This window comes from Rhodococcus sp. JCM 9793 (assembly GCF_055380405.1).
This window is the reverse complement of the sequence record NZ_AP043721.1, coordinates 5,940,253-5,956,131: the sequence shown is the minus strand read 5'-3', so window position 1 is coordinate 5,956,131 and position 15,879 is coordinate 5,940,253. Positions and strand designations below refer to the sequence as shown.

General features: G+C 65.3%; 14 protein-coding genes. 9 read left to right on the top strand and 5 right to left on the bottom strand.

The window, feature by feature from the left end; genetic code table 11:
* Window positions 1-41: 41 nt before the first annotated feature.
* From ACZ46K_RS29695 to ACZ46K_RS29665, 7 genes are all read left to right on the top strand, one after another.
* Window positions 42-1,250, top strand: a complete 1,209-nt coding sequence (locus ACZ46K_RS29695; protein WP_464746292.1) for an acyl-CoA dehydrogenase family protein — start codon at window positions 42-44, stop codon at window positions 1,248-1,250.
* Window positions 1,247-2,062, top strand: coding sequence for an SDR family oxidoreductase (locus ACZ46K_RS29690; protein WP_054807217.1), 816 nt, complete (start codon window positions 1,247-1,249; stop codon window positions 2,060-2,062). Before ACZ46K_RS29695 ends, ACZ46K_RS29690 begins: the two co-directional genes overlap by 4 nt.
* A gap of 39 nt (window positions 2,063-2,101) precedes the next feature.
* Window positions 2,102-2,710 (top strand): TetR/AcrR family transcriptional regulator, encoded by a 609-nt coding sequence (locus ACZ46K_RS29685; RefSeq protein ID WP_464746291.1) that lies wholly within the window; start codon window positions 2,102-2,104, stop codon window positions 2,708-2,710.
* 9 nt (window positions 2,711-2,719) lie between these two features.
* Complete coding sequence (locus tag ACZ46K_RS29680; protein ID WP_464746290.1) at window positions 2,720-3,868, top strand: acetyl-CoA C-acetyltransferase; 1,149 nt, start codon at window positions 2,720-2,722, stop codon at window positions 3,866-3,868.
* Window positions 3,869-3,992: 124 nt separating this feature from the next.
* Window positions 3,993-4,262, top strand: coding sequence for a DUF2277 domain-containing protein (locus tag ACZ46K_RS29675; RefSeq protein WP_054718315.1), 270 nt, complete (start codon window positions 3,993-3,995; stop codon window positions 4,260-4,262).
* Window positions 4,263-4,406: 144 nt separating this feature from the next.
* Entirely contained in the window at window positions 4,407-6,719 is a 2,313-nt protein-coding gene (locus ACZ46K_RS29670; protein WP_464746289.1) for a carbon starvation CstA family protein, read from the top strand.
* Window positions 6,716-6,898: a YbdD/YjiX family protein gene (locus tag ACZ46K_RS29665; RefSeq protein WP_054807218.1), complete on the top strand. Its 183-nt coding sequence runs from the start codon at window positions 6,716-6,718 to the stop codon at window positions 6,896-6,898. Before ACZ46K_RS29670 ends, ACZ46K_RS29665 begins: the two co-directional genes overlap by 4 nt.
* A 6-nt stretch (window positions 6,899-6,904) precedes the next feature.
* Here the strand turns inward: ACZ46K_RS29665 and ACZ46K_RS29660 are convergent, their stop codons facing one another.
* A complete protein-coding gene (locus ACZ46K_RS29660; RefSeq protein WP_054807219.1) occupies window positions 6,905-7,432 on the bottom strand; it encodes a PadR family transcriptional regulator in 528 nt (175 codons plus the stop codon).
* 73 nt (window positions 7,433-7,505) lie between these two features.
* Between ACZ46K_RS29660 and ACZ46K_RS29655 the strand changes: the two genes are divergently transcribed.
* Entirely contained in the window at window positions 7,506-8,462 is a 957-nt protein-coding gene (locus ACZ46K_RS29655) for a hypothetical protein (RefSeq protein ID WP_464746288.1), read from the top strand.
* On the opposite strand, the gene ACZ46K_RS29650 is transcribed toward ACZ46K_RS29655, so the two are convergent.
* Window positions 8,425-10,416 carry a CocE/NonD family hydrolase gene (locus ACZ46K_RS29650; protein ID WP_464746287.1) on the bottom strand — a complete coding sequence of 664 codons (1,992 nt, stop codon included), beginning with the start codon at window positions 10,414-10,416 and terminating at the stop codon, window positions 8,425-8,427. The two genes, ACZ46K_RS29655 and ACZ46K_RS29650, sit on opposite strands and share 38 nt — an antisense overlap.
* Window positions 10,417-10,560: 144 nt before the next feature.
* On the opposite strand from ACZ46K_RS29650, the gene ACZ46K_RS29645 reads away from it, so the two are divergent.
* The gene (locus ACZ46K_RS29645; protein ID WP_054809539.1) at window positions 10,561-11,304 is read left to right on the top strand and encodes a methyltransferase domain-containing protein; all 744 of its coding nucleotides are present in this window, start codon (window positions 10,561-10,563) and stop codon (window positions 11,302-11,304) included.
* A gap of 107 nt (window positions 11,305-11,411) precedes the next feature.
* Here the strand turns inward: ACZ46K_RS29645 and ACZ46K_RS29640 are convergent, their stop codons facing one another.
* From ACZ46K_RS29640 to ACZ46K_RS29630, 3 genes are read right to left on the bottom strand one after another with little or no spacing between them, the layout of a single operon-like run.
* Window positions 11,412-12,641 carry an NAD(P)/FAD-dependent oxidoreductase gene (locus ACZ46K_RS29640; protein ID WP_464746286.1) on the bottom strand — a complete coding sequence of 410 codons (1,230 nt, stop codon included), beginning with the start codon at window positions 12,639-12,641 and terminating at the stop codon, window positions 11,412-11,414.
* A 28-nt stretch (window positions 12,642-12,669) separates the two neighbouring features.
* On the bottom strand, window positions 12,670-14,250 hold the full coding sequence (locus ACZ46K_RS29635) for an ABC transporter substrate-binding protein (protein ID WP_464746285.1): 1,581 nt from the start codon (window positions 14,248-14,250) through the stop codon (window positions 12,670-12,672).
* Window positions 14,251-14,292: 42 nt separating this feature from the next.
* Entirely contained in the window at window positions 14,293-15,855 is a 1,563-nt protein-coding gene (locus tag ACZ46K_RS29630) for an ABC transporter substrate-binding protein (protein WP_464746284.1), read from the bottom strand.
* Window positions 15,856-15,879: the final 24 nt, after the last annotated feature.

The following is a 15,879-nucleotide window of genomic DNA, read 5'->3' as shown; positions in this document are numbered from 1 at the left end:
GCTCCCTACCTAGCAATTGCTTGGTAGGTTATCGTACAGACGTGCAAGAGAGCGAGAGCCTGGAAAATACCGAGTACGCGGCCACCGTGCGGACGTGGCTCGAGGAGAACTTGACCGGCGAGTTCGCCGCGCTCAGGGGTAAGGGCGGTCCCGGCAGCGAGCACGAGTTCTTCGAACAACGGCTCGCATGGGATCGTCACCTCGCCGAGGCCGGATGGACCTGCATCGGCTGGCCCACCGAACACGGCGGCCGTGGCGCGAGCATGGAGGAGCGGGTCACCTTCCACACCGAGTACGCGAAGGCCGATGCGCCCGCCCGCGTGAACCACCTCGGTGAGGAGCTGCTCGGACCGACCCTCATCGCGTTCGGAACCGAGGAACAGAAGAAGCGTTTCCTGCCCGGAATCCGCAACGTCACCGAACTGTGGGCCCAGGGTTACTCCGAGCCGGGCGCCGGATCCGACCTCGCCAATGTCTCGACCACCGCGCGGCTCGAAGACGGCAAGTGGATCATCAACGGTCAGAAGGTGTGGACATCCCTCGCGCACGTCGCGCAGTGGGCGTTCGTGATCGCACGCACCGAACCGGGCTCGACCCGCCACAAAGGCCTGAGTTTCCTGCTCGTGCCGCTCGACCAGCCCGGCGTCACCGTCCGGCCCATCCAGCAGCTCACCGGTACCTCCGAGTTCAACGAGGTCTTCTTCGACGACGCGGTCACCGACGCCGATCTCGTCGTCGGTGAACCCGGCGACGGCTGGAAGGTCGCGATGGGTCTGTTGACCTTCGAACGCGGTGTCTCCACGCTCGGCCAGCAGATCGGCTTCGCCCGCGAACTCGACGGCGTCGTCGACCTCGCGCGGGCCGGCGGCTCCCTCGACGACCCCGACATCCGCGAGAAGATCGCTCGCGCTCGCGTCGGGCTGCGCGTGATGCGTGCCCACGCGCTCCGCACCCTCGGCGACGCCGATCCCGGCCAGGCGTCGGTCGCCAAACTGCTGTGGGCCAACTGGCACCGCGACCTCGGTGTCCTCGCCATGGAAGCCCAGGGCGCCGCGTCGCTCGTCGGCCCCGACCACGATCACGCGGGCACACCGTCGAACATCACCGACCCGGAACACCTCGAGCTCGCCGAATGGCAGCGCCTGTTCCTGTTCACCCGCGCCGACACCATCTACGGCGGATCCAACGAGATCCAGCGCAACGTCATCGCCGAGCGGGTGCTCGGCCTTCCCCGAGAGGCTCGTCCGTGACCACCACGCCCCAGACCACTTCACCCCTGTCGGTCCCCCCGGTAGAAACTCCGGGCCACGGGCTGCTCACCGGAAAGAAGGTCGTCGTCACCGCGGCCGCCGGAACGGGTATCGGCTTCTCGTCGGCCCGACGTGCCCTGCTCGAAGGTGCCGACGTGCTCGTCTCCGACTTCCACGAGCGTCGCCTCGGTGAGGCCGCAGACAAGCTCGCCGCAGAGTTCCCCGAGCAGCAGGTGCACTCCATCGTGTGCGACGTGTCGTCGACCGAGCAGGTCGACGCGCTCATCGTCGGTGCAGCAGAGAAGCTCGGCCGAATCGACACGCTGATCAACAACGCCGGCCTCGGCGGAGAAACCCCCGTCGTCGACATGACCGACGACCAGTGGGATCGCGTCCTCGACGTCACTCTCACCAGCACCTTCCGTGCGACACGGGCCGCACTGCGCTACTTCAGGTCGGCCGGCCACGGTGGCGTCCTCGTCAACAACGCCTCGGTCCTCGGGTGGCGTGCCCAGCATTCGCAGGCGCACTACGCGGCCGCGAAGGCCGGGGTCATGGCACTCACCCGTTGCTCGGCGATCGAAGCCGCCGAGTACGGCGTGCGCATCAACGCCGTCGCCCCGTCCATCGCACGTCACGCCTTCCTCGCGAAGGTCACCAGCGAGGAACTGCTCGACAAGCTCGCCTCCGACGAAGCGTACGGTCGTGCGGCGGAGGTGTGGGAGATCGCGGCGACGATTGCGATGCTCGCGAGCGACTACACCACCTACCTGACCGGCGAAATCGTGTCGGTCTCCTCGCAGCGGGCCTAGCAGTTCGACAGGGCCAGAAGTTCGAAAGGCTTTCTTCCCATGACCCCACCTCGCGACGACTCAGCGAAGACCGGCCGCCGCGCCGAACTGCTCCACCTCGCGGCCGATCTCTTCGCGTCACGCGGTGTCCGCGCCACCACGGTCCGTGACATCGCCGACGCCGCGGGGATCCTCTCGGGCAGCCTCTACCACCACTTCGACTCGAAGGAGTCGATGGTCGACGAGATCCTGCGAGGTTTCCTCGACGACCTGTTCGATCGATACCGCAAGATCGTGGCCGCCGGCCTCGATCCCCGCGCGACGCTCGAAGCGCTCGTCACCACGTCCTACGAATCGATCGACCGATCGCACGCTGCGGTCGCGATCTACCAGGACGAGGCCAAGCATCTCGACGGCGACCGGTTCGCCTACATCGCCGAACTCAACACCGAATTCCGCACACTGTGGGTGGGTGTGCTCGAGCGCGGAATCTCCGAAGGCTCATTCCGACCCGACGTGGACGTCGACGTCGTCTTCCGTTTTCTCCGCGACACGGTGTGGGTCGCGGTGCGCTGGTATCGGCCTGGCGGAGCGCTCAGTGTCGAACAAGTTGCGCAGCAGTACCTTTCCATCGTTCTCGATGGACTGTCGAACCCGAACCCCGCATAAGGAGCAACAATGACCGAGGCGTACATCGTCGATGCGATCCGCACTCCGATCGGTAAGAAGAACGGTGGCCTGGCTCCCGTTCACCCGATCGACCTCGGCTCGCACGTCATCAAGGCCGTCGTCGAGCGCACCGGCATCGACCCGTCGGACGTCGACGACGTCATCTTCGGCTGCGTCGACGCGATCGGCGGCCAGGCCGGCAACATTGCACGCATGTCGTGGCTGGCCGCGGGCCTGCCGCAGCACGTGCCCGGTGTCACCGTCGACCGTCAGTGCGGCTCGAGCCAGCAGGCCATCCAATTCGGGGCGCAGGCGATCCTGTCCGGCACGGCCGACCTCATCATCGCCGGCGGCGTGCAGAACATGAGCCAGATCCCGATCTCCGCCGCGATGGTCGTCGGTCAGCAGTACGGCTTCACCACCCCGACCGCCGAGTCGAAGGACTGGACCGAGCGTTACGGCAACGAGGAAGTGTCGCAGTTCCGCGGCGCCGAGATGATCGCGGACAAGTGGGACATCACCCGCGAGGACCTCGAGCAGTGGGCTCTGCAGAGCCACGAGCGCGCCAAGGCGGCCATCGCCGAGGGACGCTTCGAGAAGGAAATCGTCCCGGTCGGTGAGTTCACCACCGATGAGGGCCCGCGTGAGACCAGCCTCGAGAAGATGGCCTCGCTCAACGTGCTCGTCGAGGGTGGACGACTCACCGCGGCCGTCGCCAGCCAGATCTCCGATGGCGCCAGCGCGCTGCTGCTCGCGTCCGACGAGGCAGTGAAGAAGCACGGTCTGAAGCCGCGCGCGCGGATTCACCACATGAGTGCTCGTGGCGACGACCCGATCTTCATGCTGAGCGCCCCGATCCCGGCCACCCGGTACGCGCTCGAGAAGACCGGTCTCACGATCGACGACATCGACCTGATCGAGATCAACGAGGCGTTCGCGCCCGTCGTGCTCGCATGGATCAAGGAGATCGGCGCCGACCCGGCCAAGGTCAACGTCAACGGCGGCGCTATCGCGCTCGGCCACCCGCTCGGCGCGACCGGCACCAAGCTCATGGCAACCCTGCTCAACGAGCTCGAGCGCACCGGCGGACGCTACGGCCTGCTCACCATCTGCGAGGGTGGCGGCACCGCCAACGTCACCATCATCGAGCGCCTCTGAGTTCGGCTGCTCGGTACTACTCGCGCGCCCGTCAGTTTCCCGCGGCTGCAATCGCAGCCGCAGGAAGCGGACGGGCGCGCGTTTTCTCTGGGCCGGTTCGACGACGAGGTCTACCCTCGAATGTATGTGCCGGAACATCACGGAGCTGCGCGGGCTCGAGCCGGTAGCGACCGCCGAAGAGATCGAGGCGGCCGCTCGGCAGTACGTCCGTAAGGTCAGCGGAATTCATAAACTGTCCGATGCCACCCGCGAGCCGTTCGAGCAGGCCGTCGCGGAGGTCACCGCGACGACCACCAGGCTGCTCGACCTCCTACCCGAGCGACGACAGCCCCCACCGACCGTGCCTCCCTTGCGCCGTCCCGAAGTCCAGGCGAGGATCGCGGCGCGCGGCTGAGGTTTGCCGATCGCCGAATCCGTGATTTCGGTTCCTTCTCACCCGTCCGCGGGTAGCGTCACGCAAGCCAGAACTGTGCACGTTGTCGAGAGCCGTCGGGGCGCATCGGTTGCCGCTCCGGGTCGGCTCTGGTGAGGAGCCGAGATGGCCGTCGACCCGGCGCCGCAAACCGACCCGAACATCGAATACCTGCGTACGGACCCGGACTTGCCGCCCGTCGGTGTCGTCGAGCGGACCCCGATGTCCGCCACGGCGCGCATCGTCTTCGTGGTCCTGGCGGTCATCGGCGGATTCGCATGGTCGATCATCGCGGTGGTCCGCGGTGAGAACATCAACGCGGTCTGGTTCGTGATCGCAGCGGTGTGCACATACCTTGTCGCATACCGGTTCTACGCCAAGTTCATCGAGCGCAAGATCGTGCAGCCGCGCGACGATCGCGCGACACCCGCCGAGGTCCTGGAGAACGGCAAGGATTACATGCCGACCGACCGGCGGGTCCTGTTCGGGCATCACTTCGCCGCGATCGCCGGCGCCGGACCGCTCGTCGGCCCGGTCCTCGCCGCTCAGATGGGCTATCTGCCGGGAACGATCTGGATCATCGTCGGCGTCGTCTTCGCCGGTGGCGTCCAGGATTTCCTGGTGCTGTGGATTTCGTCGCGCCGTCGCGGACGCAGCCTCGGGCAGATGGGACGAGATGAACTCGGTCCGATCGGAGGCATCGCCGCCTTGATCGCCGTCTTCGTCATCATGATCATCATCATCGCGGTGCTTGCCCTCGTGGTCGTCAATGCACTCGCCGAAAGCCCGTGGGGGCTGTTCTCGATCGCGATGACCATTCCGATCGCACTGTTCATGGGGGTGTACCTGCGGTTCCTGCGTCCCGGCAAGGTCTCGGAAGTCTCGGCGATCGGTGTCGTGCTACTGATCCTGGCGATCGTCGCCGGGGGATGGGTCGCCGAAACCGACTGGGGCGTCGAATGGTTCACCCTGTCGAAGGTGACGATCGCGTGGTTGATGATCGCCTACGGGTTCGCCGCGTCGGTCCTGCCGGTCTGGTTGCTGCTGGCTCCGCGCGACTACCTGTCGACATTCATGAAGGTCGGCACCATTGCGTTGCTCGCGATCGGTATTCTCATCGCCCGCCCCGAGATCCAGATGCCCGACGTCACGTCGTTCGCGATAGACGGTGACGGGCCCGCCTTCGCGGGGTCGCTCTTCCCGTTCCTGTTCATCACCATCGCGTGCGGTGCGCTGTCGGGGTTCCATGCACTGATCTCGTCGGGCACGACCCCGAAGATGCTGGAGAAGGAGAAGCAGACCCGTCTCATCGGGTACGGCGGGATGCTCACCGAATCGTTCGTGGCGATCATGGCTCTGGTCACCGCGTGCATCATCGACCAGCATCTGTACTTTGCGCTCAATGCGCCGGAGGCGTTGACCGGTGGCACTCCCGAAACCGCCGCGGCCTATGTGAACAGTCTCGGTCTCTCGTCGCCGGATGTCACTCCCGAACAACTCGCCGGTGCGGCGGCCGCGGTCGGGGAGGAGTCGATCATCTCCCGAACCGGCGGTGCACCCACCCTTGCGTTCGGTATGTCGAATGTGCTGTCAGATCTGTTCGGCGGCGACAGTCTCAAATCGTTCTGGTATCACTTCGCGATCATGTTCGAGGCGTTGTTCATCCTCACGACCGTCGATGCGGGTACTCGTGTCGCGCGCTTCATGCTCTCGGATTCCCTCGGCAACTTCGGCGGGCCCGCCCAGCGTTTCAAGGACCCGTCGTGGCGACCCGGCGCGTGGTTCTGCTCGTTCGTTGTCTGCGCACTGTGGGGTGCGATCCTGCTCATGGGCGTCACCGATCCACTCGGCGGTATCAACACCCTGTTCCCGCTGTTCGGTATCGCCAACCAGCTGCTCGCCGCGATCGCACTCACGATCGTCCTCACCATCGTGGTCAAGAAGGGTCTGCTGAAGTGGGCGTGGATCCCGGGAGTTCCGTTGGTGTGGGATCTCATCGTGACGATGACTGCGTCGTGGCAGAAGATCTTCTCCAGCGACCGCGCGGTCGGCTACTGGGCGCAGCACAATGCCTTCGTCGACGCGAAGGACGCGGGCGAAACCAGCTTCGGCTCGGCGGCGTCGCCGGCGGCGATCGACGCGGTCATCCGGAATACGTTCATCCAGGGCACCCTGTCGATCGTGTTCGCGGTTCTCGTCCTCATCGTGGCCGTTGCCGGTGTGGTGGTGTGTATTCGGTCGATACGGTTGGGCGGCATGCCCACCACGGAGTCGCCGGATGTGCCGTCGAAGATCTTCGCTCCGGCCGGGTTCGTGCCCACACAGGCAGAGCGTGAACTGCAGAAGCAGTGGGACGAACTCATCGCATCCGGCAAGGTACGTGCACCCGGTGCTGCCCATGCGCACGTCGATCGAGGGCAGGAGGGGAGCGCGCCGTGATCACTACGATCCGTCGAGTGTGGTGGTGGGTCGGTGCGTTGATGGGCGACCACGACTACGCGCGCTATGCGGCACTGCAGCGGCGGCTGCACCCGGAGTCCCCGGTCCTGAGCGAACGGGAGTACTGGCGTGAGAGGCATGCCGCCAGTGCCTCGAACCCGGGGGCACGGTGCTGTTGATGCGGGTCAGCGGACCCAGCCGAGCTCTTTCACCTTGATTCGTCGCGCGGTGCTGTCGAGCCAGTCGACGTCATGCTTCAGGCGTGAGCGCAGGAAGTAGGCTTCGATCATGTGGATTTCGGGCTCTCCCGAATTGTGGACGGCCTGATCGAGCCGCTGGATTTCTTCGTGGATGAGCGCGACCCGCTCTTCGAGTACGGCAACGGCCTCCGAGGGCGGCAGGATTCCGATGTATGCGAGCGCGGTGACGAATGCCGGTCCTCCGGTGAGGTCGGAGCTGCGAAGCTGCTGTGCGACACGTTCGGCGAGTGCGGCAACGCCTGATTCCGTCGCGATGCGCTCGTCGCCGCTCGCACTGACCCATCCTTCATCGGTCAGACGCTGCAGGAGTGTGTAGACGGTCCCGTTACGCACCTGGAGATAGTCGTACCGGCGCCTGAGCTCGCTGAATACTGCGTACGGGTGGCGGGATCGTTCGACGAGGAGGCCGAGTATGGGCAGTACCAGAGGATTGTCGAGCGCATTCGTGGGCACGCCCGAATTGTAGTCGACTAGCTGTATACGGCTAACCTTGTACGGTTAGCCGTATACAGCTAAAGGAGGAATCATGATCTTCGGGATCTGGCCCGGCGTCGTCGCGGCCGACCTTGTCGACTTCCACCCGCTCGAATGCCCACCGGAAGACCCCGTTGCATCCCTGGCTGCCATTCGCGAACTGCAGGGTGATGCGTCGGTCTTCTATGTGCGCTGCTATCGGCATTTCGGAGCGGGGGTGCAGCGGTCGCCTGGGGCGACCCGCACGCCCGAACAGCCCGCGGTGTACACGGGAGACGGGCGGTTGATCGACCTGGTGGCCTGCTACCAGAGCGTGGTACCGGACCCGGACGGCTTCGGCGAATTTATTCGCGAAGCCGTCCGGGACGTCGCCGCATGGGGCGGCGGCAAGGTACAGATCGGTGAGGAACTCAACATGCCGTCACCGCAGGACGGTGGCAGCCCGGGATGCTTCGACGCCGTCGCGGCCGGTATCGCTGCAGCGCTCGACGAGCGTGAGCGACTCGGTGTCGAGGTCGAGATCGGGGTGAACTCGGCGGGTATGGCCGACCCGGCATTCTGGGGGCAGATGGCACGCTCGATCGGCCCGGATCTCCTCGGGTGCCTCGACTACATCGGACTGGATGCCTTTCCCGACGTGTTCCACCCCGTTCCGCACGATCAGCTCGCTGGGGCCGTCACCTTTCTGCTGGACCGGTTCCGTTCTGTCACATCGGAAGTCGGGGTTCCCGCGTCCACGCCGATTCACCTCACGGAGACCGGATGGCCGACGGGAACCGATCGGGACGAGGCGACCCAGCGCAGAGTCCTCGAGACCGTAGCCCACGCTGCCTTCGACTCGGACGTGGGTGTCACCGCGTACGAGTTCTTCGGGCTTCGGGACGGGCGCAGCGACGCCGGATGGGCCAGCCGATTCGGACTCCTACGCGACGACTACACACCCAAACCGGCCTTCGATGCGATTCGAGACCTCATCGCACGACGGGGAGTGTCACGTAGCTGGGCGTAGACGGATCGAGTTCGACATGTTGGGGAGCAAGCTTGCTGTCGTGCAGCATCGGGCCGAGCGGCAGCGACCGCGGAATACTCGACGCGTACACATCGATCCGGATGCGGTGGCCCGGCTGCAGGATTGCGTCGGTGGGCAGCATGCTGATGTCGAGCAGGGTGGGCTGACCGGGGACGACGGGTTGGTGGGTGTCGAGCGTGAGGTACGGGTGGGCCTGCGCGTAGTCGCCCGACTCGGTGAACGTGCTCTTGGAATCGTCGATCGCACGTAGTGACGCAACCAGGGATCCGGTGGACAGCACCGTGGAGCGGCCGTCGGGCGCAACATCATTGATCGACACCGACCAGAACCCGTCCGGGTTGTCGAGCACGGTGTTCAGGTGCAGGTTGATCGGGCCGGAGAGCGGTGTCGGGTCGGCCACCGGCCCGGATGTGAACACCAGGCCCTCCGCCTCGTTGAATCGTGCGTCCTTCGTGCAGTTCGATCCGAGGACGACCGCGATGCCCGCGGTGCCTTGCGCGGCCTCCCTCGAACACACCCCGCGAAGGCCGGGTGCAACGGTGAGCCGCGCCGGAGAATCCGGCGGGGTTGGCTGCAGGCTTCCGTCGTGGACCGCGTGCGCGGCGGTGCCGCTCGGGGCCGTCGACAGGTACATCCGTTCGTATTCGACACCCGCACGCGGGAATTGGTCGGTGGTGGTCCAGCCGCCCCCCTGCTGCAGAAGCGTTACCGGCCCGTACCCCGTGATGCCGTTGTCGATGTCCTTGAGCCAATGGTCGAACCAGGCACGCTGCAACGCCACCATCGTCGGCGGGTGACCGGGTGTGCCGAAGCCTTCGCCGAGCACGGCGTGGTACCCGTCGCCCATCACGAGCTGCTTGTTGCCGGGGGACACCGGAATCGAGTTGTAGATCTCGGGCTCGCTGTTGGCGAAGATGTCGTGCCAGTTGCCGAACACGAAGGTGGGTACTTCGACGGCGTCGAGATCGGCTTGTCGGTCCTGGTAGAACGGGCCGTCCTGTGCGACCTCGAGAGCGCCGGGGGAGACGCCCTCGATGGTCGGTGCGGTGAGCGCTTCGGCGAGTTCGGGGATCTTGGTGAACGGATCGTCCATCCGGTCGTGAAGCCATTGCGCATCGAATCTGCCCTGCAACAATGCTTCGACATCGGGAACCCATTTGAGGCCGTTGACGAGACCGAGCCAGGCCGGCATGAATCCGACGCCGATCGCGCCGCCGGTGCCGACGATGTCGCGGAGGAGGTCGTTGCCGGGTTCGACGGCGAAGACAGCGTCGAGTTCGGCGGGCCGGTGTCCTGCGGCCTGGATCTGATTGATCGCCGAATACGACACGCCCGTGGTGCCGATGCGGCCGTTGGACCACGGCTGTGAGGCCGCCCAGTCGATGACCTCGACGGTGTCCTGTTGTTCGCGAGGTCCGAGCACGTCCCATTGCCCCTGGGAGAAGCCCGTACCGCGGACGTCGACGATGACCTGGGTGTAGCCGTTCTGTACGAGGTCGCGATTGAGTCCGAAGACGCGTCCGAGCTGTGCTGCGGGGGCGGCGAGTTCCGTGATGCCGTCGAAGGGAGCGTCGAGATTCACGATGTTCCCGAGGTCTTCGACGAGTGGTTGAAGCGTCGGATCCTCCATCGCCACGGATGCGAGCGTCGACAGGAGCTTCGTGTACGGCGTGAGGTTGAGGACCACCGGGGTCTGCTCGTCGATCGGTGTCCCGTCCGCATTCGCGGGACGGAACACATTGGCGCGAAGGATGGTTCCGTCGCTGAGGGTGATCGGAACGTCCCACTCGACTGCCGTGTTCGGGTAGGCATCGGGTGCGTCGACGGCGTCTTGCCATGCGACGGCGTCGGCTCCGCCGGTCGGATCGGCCGCGGCCGGTGGCGCAAGTGCGATCGTGGTGGCGGCGGCCACCGCCAGGACGGCAGCACTCATGAAGCGTCTTTTCACCTTGTATTCCCCCCATACCGGCAGTAACAGCTTTCGGCAACGTTAACCGTCGGTGATTCCCAGGTCAACGATGTGCACACGTCGGTATACCGATTTGTGGATGACCGCTGAGGTATCTTTCGCAGCGTGATGGTGGGAAAGAACTGGTTCGATCGTGGTGGTCAGGCCTACGCGCAGTTTCGTCCCGAGTATCCGGCGGAGCTTGCGGAGTTCCTTGCGTCCCTCGCTCCGGCGACCGATCTCGCGGTCGATGTCGGATGTGGAAACGGCCAGCTGACGGTGCAGCTCACATCCCATTTCGATGCCGTGATCGGAGTCGATCCCAGTGCCGATCAGATCGCGAACGCCAGGCGCCATGACCGGGTCCGCTACGTTCGGGCGCCCGCCGAGAACTTTCCCGTGCCGGAGCGGAGCGCCTGCCTGATCACTGCTGCGCAGGCCGCGCACTGGTTCGACCGCCCGGCGTTCTACAACGAGGTCCGGCGGATTGCGGTCGACGATGCTGTTCTCGCGTTGGTCAGCTACGGGGTGATACAACTCGACGCGGACCTCGATGAGCGGTTCCAGCGCTTCTATCGGACCGAGATCGGCCCGTACTGGCCGGAGGAACGCACACTCGTCGACAGCGGGTACGTCGACATCGACTTTCCGTTCGACGAGCTGTCGGCTCCACCGATGCAGATCCGGAAGGAGTGGGATCTGAACGGAATGCTGGGCTACATCTCGACGTGGTCGGCGGTCCGCAAGGCCGCCGAGGCGGGCAAGTCCGAGGTCTTGGAGTCCTTCGCCGCTGACCTGACGGAACTGTGGGGCGATCCTGCGGCAATGCGAGAGGTTGCGTGGCCGATCAACATGCGACTCGGGATCGTCTGATCGGACTCTTACCGGGGTCAGTGCGTCGGAAGTTTGTCCACATCGGCAAGTACCTTCTTGTGCCAAGGAGCTGCTGGTGTTGTGAGCACGGGGTCGGCGGCGAAGTTTCAATGCCCGGGATCGGGCCGTTCCTGCAGCACCGGCGCGGCAGCGGCCAACAATGCGTTGCGGTCGCGATTCAATGGGGGATAGATGCGCCGTGTGTTGATGGTGACCTTGGTGGCCTTGGCTTGCGCGCCACGCGCGACCACCTGACGATCCCAACCCTCGGTGTATACTGCACCCGCCGCTCCGAGGTCGAGAATCGTTGTATACCAGGGTATCCGGAGTGGCAGCATCGGCTCCCCGAGAAGATCTCCGATGACGTTGTAGCCCGCGTAGCGGCCCATCGGGCGCCCGTGCTGGCACGACATCACCGACAGGTGGTCGTCGTCCACCCGCGCCGCGGCGACGTCACCGGCGGCGAACACGCCGGGCGAGCCGATCACCTGCAGATAGTCGTCGACCGGCAGGCGACCGAGCCGGTCGAGTTCGGTACCGAGCTGAGCTGTCAGCGGGTTCGCCCGCATCCCTGCACACCAGACGACGGTGCCCGCGGTCAGGACGTCTCCGGAGGAGAGCGTCACACCGTCCTCGCCGACCGCTGCGACGCCGACGCCGGTCATCGTTTCGACACCGTTGTCGGACAGAGCCGCTTCGATCACAGGGCGCGCCGATGCCCCCATGTCGGAACCGATGTGCGGGTTGTGGTCGATGAGCACCACCCGCGGTTCGACGTTGCGTCCTGCGCACACCTTTGCCAGTCTTGCGGGTAATTCGGATGCCGTTTCGATGCCCGTGAGGCCGGCACCGACCACGACTGCGGTCGCCGCGGCCGTGTCCGGGCGTCCGTCGGAGAGTGCGGCCAGGTGGCGCTGTAGTTTCATGGCGCCGTCGTAGGTGTCGACATCGAAGCCGAATTCCCGCAGGCCGGGGATATCGGGTTCGGCCACCCGACTGCCGAGCGCCATGACCAAGCGGTCGTACCTCTGCGTGCCCGGTGTGCCGTGGTCCGAGACGGTGACGGTGTGCATCTCGGTGTCGATCGCCGTCACTTCGGCGGCGATGTGCCCGACGTCGGCCGGGTCGAGCACGTCGCCGAGCGGGATGCGGCAGGCGCTCAGGTCTGCCTCGTAGTTGCGGACCCGGATGTCGTGGAACGGCTGCGCACTGATGACTGTGACGTCGACGGTGCCGGCCGCGTCGAGTTCATCGAGCCGCCGCGCCGCCCCCAGCGCGGACCATAGACCGGCGAAACCCGAGCCGAGAACGAGGACACGATAGGAGTCGGTCACCATCCCATCGTGCCAGTTCGACACTGGAGAACTACGGGGTGAGCCACATTCCCTCGGGCAGTGCAGATCCGAGCGCGTACATCTGCACGCCGTGGAGATTCTGGCCACTGATCACCGACGGTGCGGATCGGATGTACCAGATCCCCGGTTCGAGCTCGGCGAGTCGTTCCTGCACCGTGCGGTAGGCGGCCACGCGTTCCTCGCCCGAAGTGCCTGTGCGGCCGGCGTCGAGTGCAGCGTCCAATTCCGGGTCGGAGATGCCGGTGTGATTTCCCGACGACGTGGAATGGAAGGCGTTCCACAACGTGGTGTCGGGTTCGGGACTGTCCGCAGCCCAGATGATCATGTCGAAGTCGCGGGCTGCGGTACGAGGCATGTACCCCGCGATGTCGAGCACCTCCACCTGGACGCCGACGTTGTCGTAGGCGGCGAGCTGCGCCTGAAGACTCTCGGCGACGGATTTTATCTCGACGAGCGAGGTTGCGGTGAAGGTGAATTCGACGGGCTTGCCCTCCGCGGCCAGTTCGTCGAAGAGTTGCTGCGCCCGCTCGGGATCATTCTGTCGGAGGGGGATGTCCGCATGGAAAGGTGAGGACTCCGGGAACAGTGTGTCGGGAACCTCGCCGTGCCCCTCGAACACGGCGGTGTTGATGTCGTCGAGATTCACTGCCGCGCTCACCGCCTCCCGGGCTCGGGGGTCGTCGAACGGGGCACGTCGGGTGTTCATGACCAGATACTGTCCGCCGCCGACGGGTACGGCGTCGGTGACCAGGCCCGCCTGATCGGCCTTTGCCAGTGCCGCCCAGCTGGATTCGGACGCCAGATCGGCGCCACCGCTGACCATCATGTTGACGCGCTGGTTCGCGTCGCTGACGGCACGGAGTTCGAGGGAGTCGAGATAGGGACGTGGCGCATCCCAGTAGTCGGGGTTACGTTCGAGCTTCATACGATCCTGGCGCGTCCACTCGGTCAGTATGAACGGGCCTGCGCCGACGGGATCTGCGTTGAAGGCGTCGGTCCCCTTGTCCAGCGCGGTGGGGGACGCTATCCAGTTGAGCGCGCTCGACGTGATCGAATTTCCGAACTTCGGGTTGGGCGCGACCAGGATGACCTTCAATGTCGCGTCGTCCACGACCTCGGTCGACGCGATCTGCGACGCCAGTGTCAGCGAACCGGATCCGCGCGACGGATCGAGAATGCGATCCCAATTGACCTTCACTGCATCGGCGTCGAGCGGTGTTCCGTCGGTGAACACGAGATCGGGTCGCAGGGTGAGCAGGAATGTGGCACCGCCGTCGGACGTGGCGAAATCCTCGGCCATCCGATACTCGAGCGCGAGTGTGTGCGGATCGTCGATCATGAGGGTCCCGTACAGAGCATTGCCCAGCAAGCCCTGGCCGACCCAGTTGTTGGCGAGGATCGCCGGGTCGAGCGACAGTGGTTCGCGCACTTGGATGACACGCGCGACACCGCCCGGCACCGGCTCGCCGTCGGATCCCGCGGACGTGGCGGAGTCGGTGCCCGACCCGCACGCCGTCAGGAGCAGTGCCGCCGCGCAGACAGCGACGAGCGCGGTGACCGGATTTCTCTGCTGAGCAACCCATCCGAACATGGATGTACCTATCTTTCAGGTAGCGAAATCGTGGGTGGGTCGCTACCCCGTGACCCACATCTCTGCGGGGATGGGGGAGCCGAGCGAATACATGCGGATGCCGTGAATATTGTCGGTGGTCATGACCGCCGGAGCCGCTCGTGTGTACCAGACGGCCGGGGCGACCTCGTTGAGCCGTTTCTGCACGATCTCGTAGGCGGCGTCGCGTTCCTCGGGTGTCGCGCCCACTCGTCCGGCATCGAGAGCCGCGTCGAGTTCGGGATCGGAGATGCCGGTGACGTTGCCCATCGACCGTGAGTGGAAGGCGTTCCACAAGGTGGAGTCCGGCTCTTGGACATTCGCCGACGAGATCATCATCTCGTAGTCGCGGGCGATGTTGCGCGGAATGAACGCGGCGAAATCGACGGCCTCGACGTTCATGTGCACGTTGTCGTATGCGGCCAGTTGCGCCTGGGTGACTTCCGCGGTCGCCTTGGTCTCCGGCAATGTCGTTGCAAGGAATGTGAAGTCGACGGGTTTGCCTTCTGCGGCGAGCTCGTCGAACAGTCGCTGGGCTTCTTCGGGGTTGTTCTCGGCCAACGGAATGTCCTTGTAGAACGGCGATGACTCGGGGAACAGGGTTTCCGGGACGTCGCCGGTGCCTTCGAACGCGGCGACGTTGATGTCGTCGAGGTTCAGTGCCATCGAGACGGCGCGACGTGCGCGGGGGTCGTCGAATGGGGCACGACGGGTGTTCATCGCGAAGTACTGCCCACCGCCGACGGGTGCGAGTTCGGTGCCGAGCCCGGCATCCTCGGCTCTGGCAAGGGCTGTCCAGCTGGTTTCCGAAGCGAGATCGGCGCCGCCCGATGCGAGCATGTTCACCCGCTGACTTCCGTCGGGGACATTGAGGAGGGTGATGCTGTCGAGGTACGGCCGGGGTGCATCCCAGTAGTCGGGGTTGCGTGTGAGCTCCATGCGGTCCTGGCGGCGCCACTCGGTGAGCGCGAACGGGCCCGCGCCGATCGGGGCGTTGTTGAAGGCGTCCTTGCCCTTCTCCAGTGCGGTGGGGGAGGCGATCCAGTTCAGCGTGCTGTTCGTGATCGAGTAGGCGAACATCGGGTTCGGGTCGGCCATGACGACCTTCAGCGTGGTCTCGTCGACCACCTCGGTTGCGGAGATCTGGGAGGCCTGTGGAAAGGAACTCGACCCCGTGTCGGGATCCGCGATCCGCGACCAATTGAGATGCACAGCGTCGGCATCGAGGGGAGTTCCGTCGGTGAAGGTCAGTCCCGGTTGCAGCTCGAGGGTGAAGGTGTTGCCTCCGTCGGCGGTCGAGAAGTCGGTCGCCATCTGGTATTCGATCTCGAGGGTTTCGGGATTGTCGATCATCAGCGTTCCGTAGAGCGCGTTTCCGAGGAGGCTCTGGCCGACCCAGTTGTTGCTCAACGTGGCAGGGTCGAGCGACACCGGCTCACGAACCTGGATCATGGTGGCCGAGCCACCGGCGACCGGATCGCCGACCGGTTCGTCCGAGCTGCCGCCGGAGCTGGGCGCGCCGCATGCCCCCACGAGTAGTAGCACTGAACATGCCGCAACGACGGTGGTCAGAGTGCGCCGGATCATCGATCTCCCTCATTGTGGGGTGTG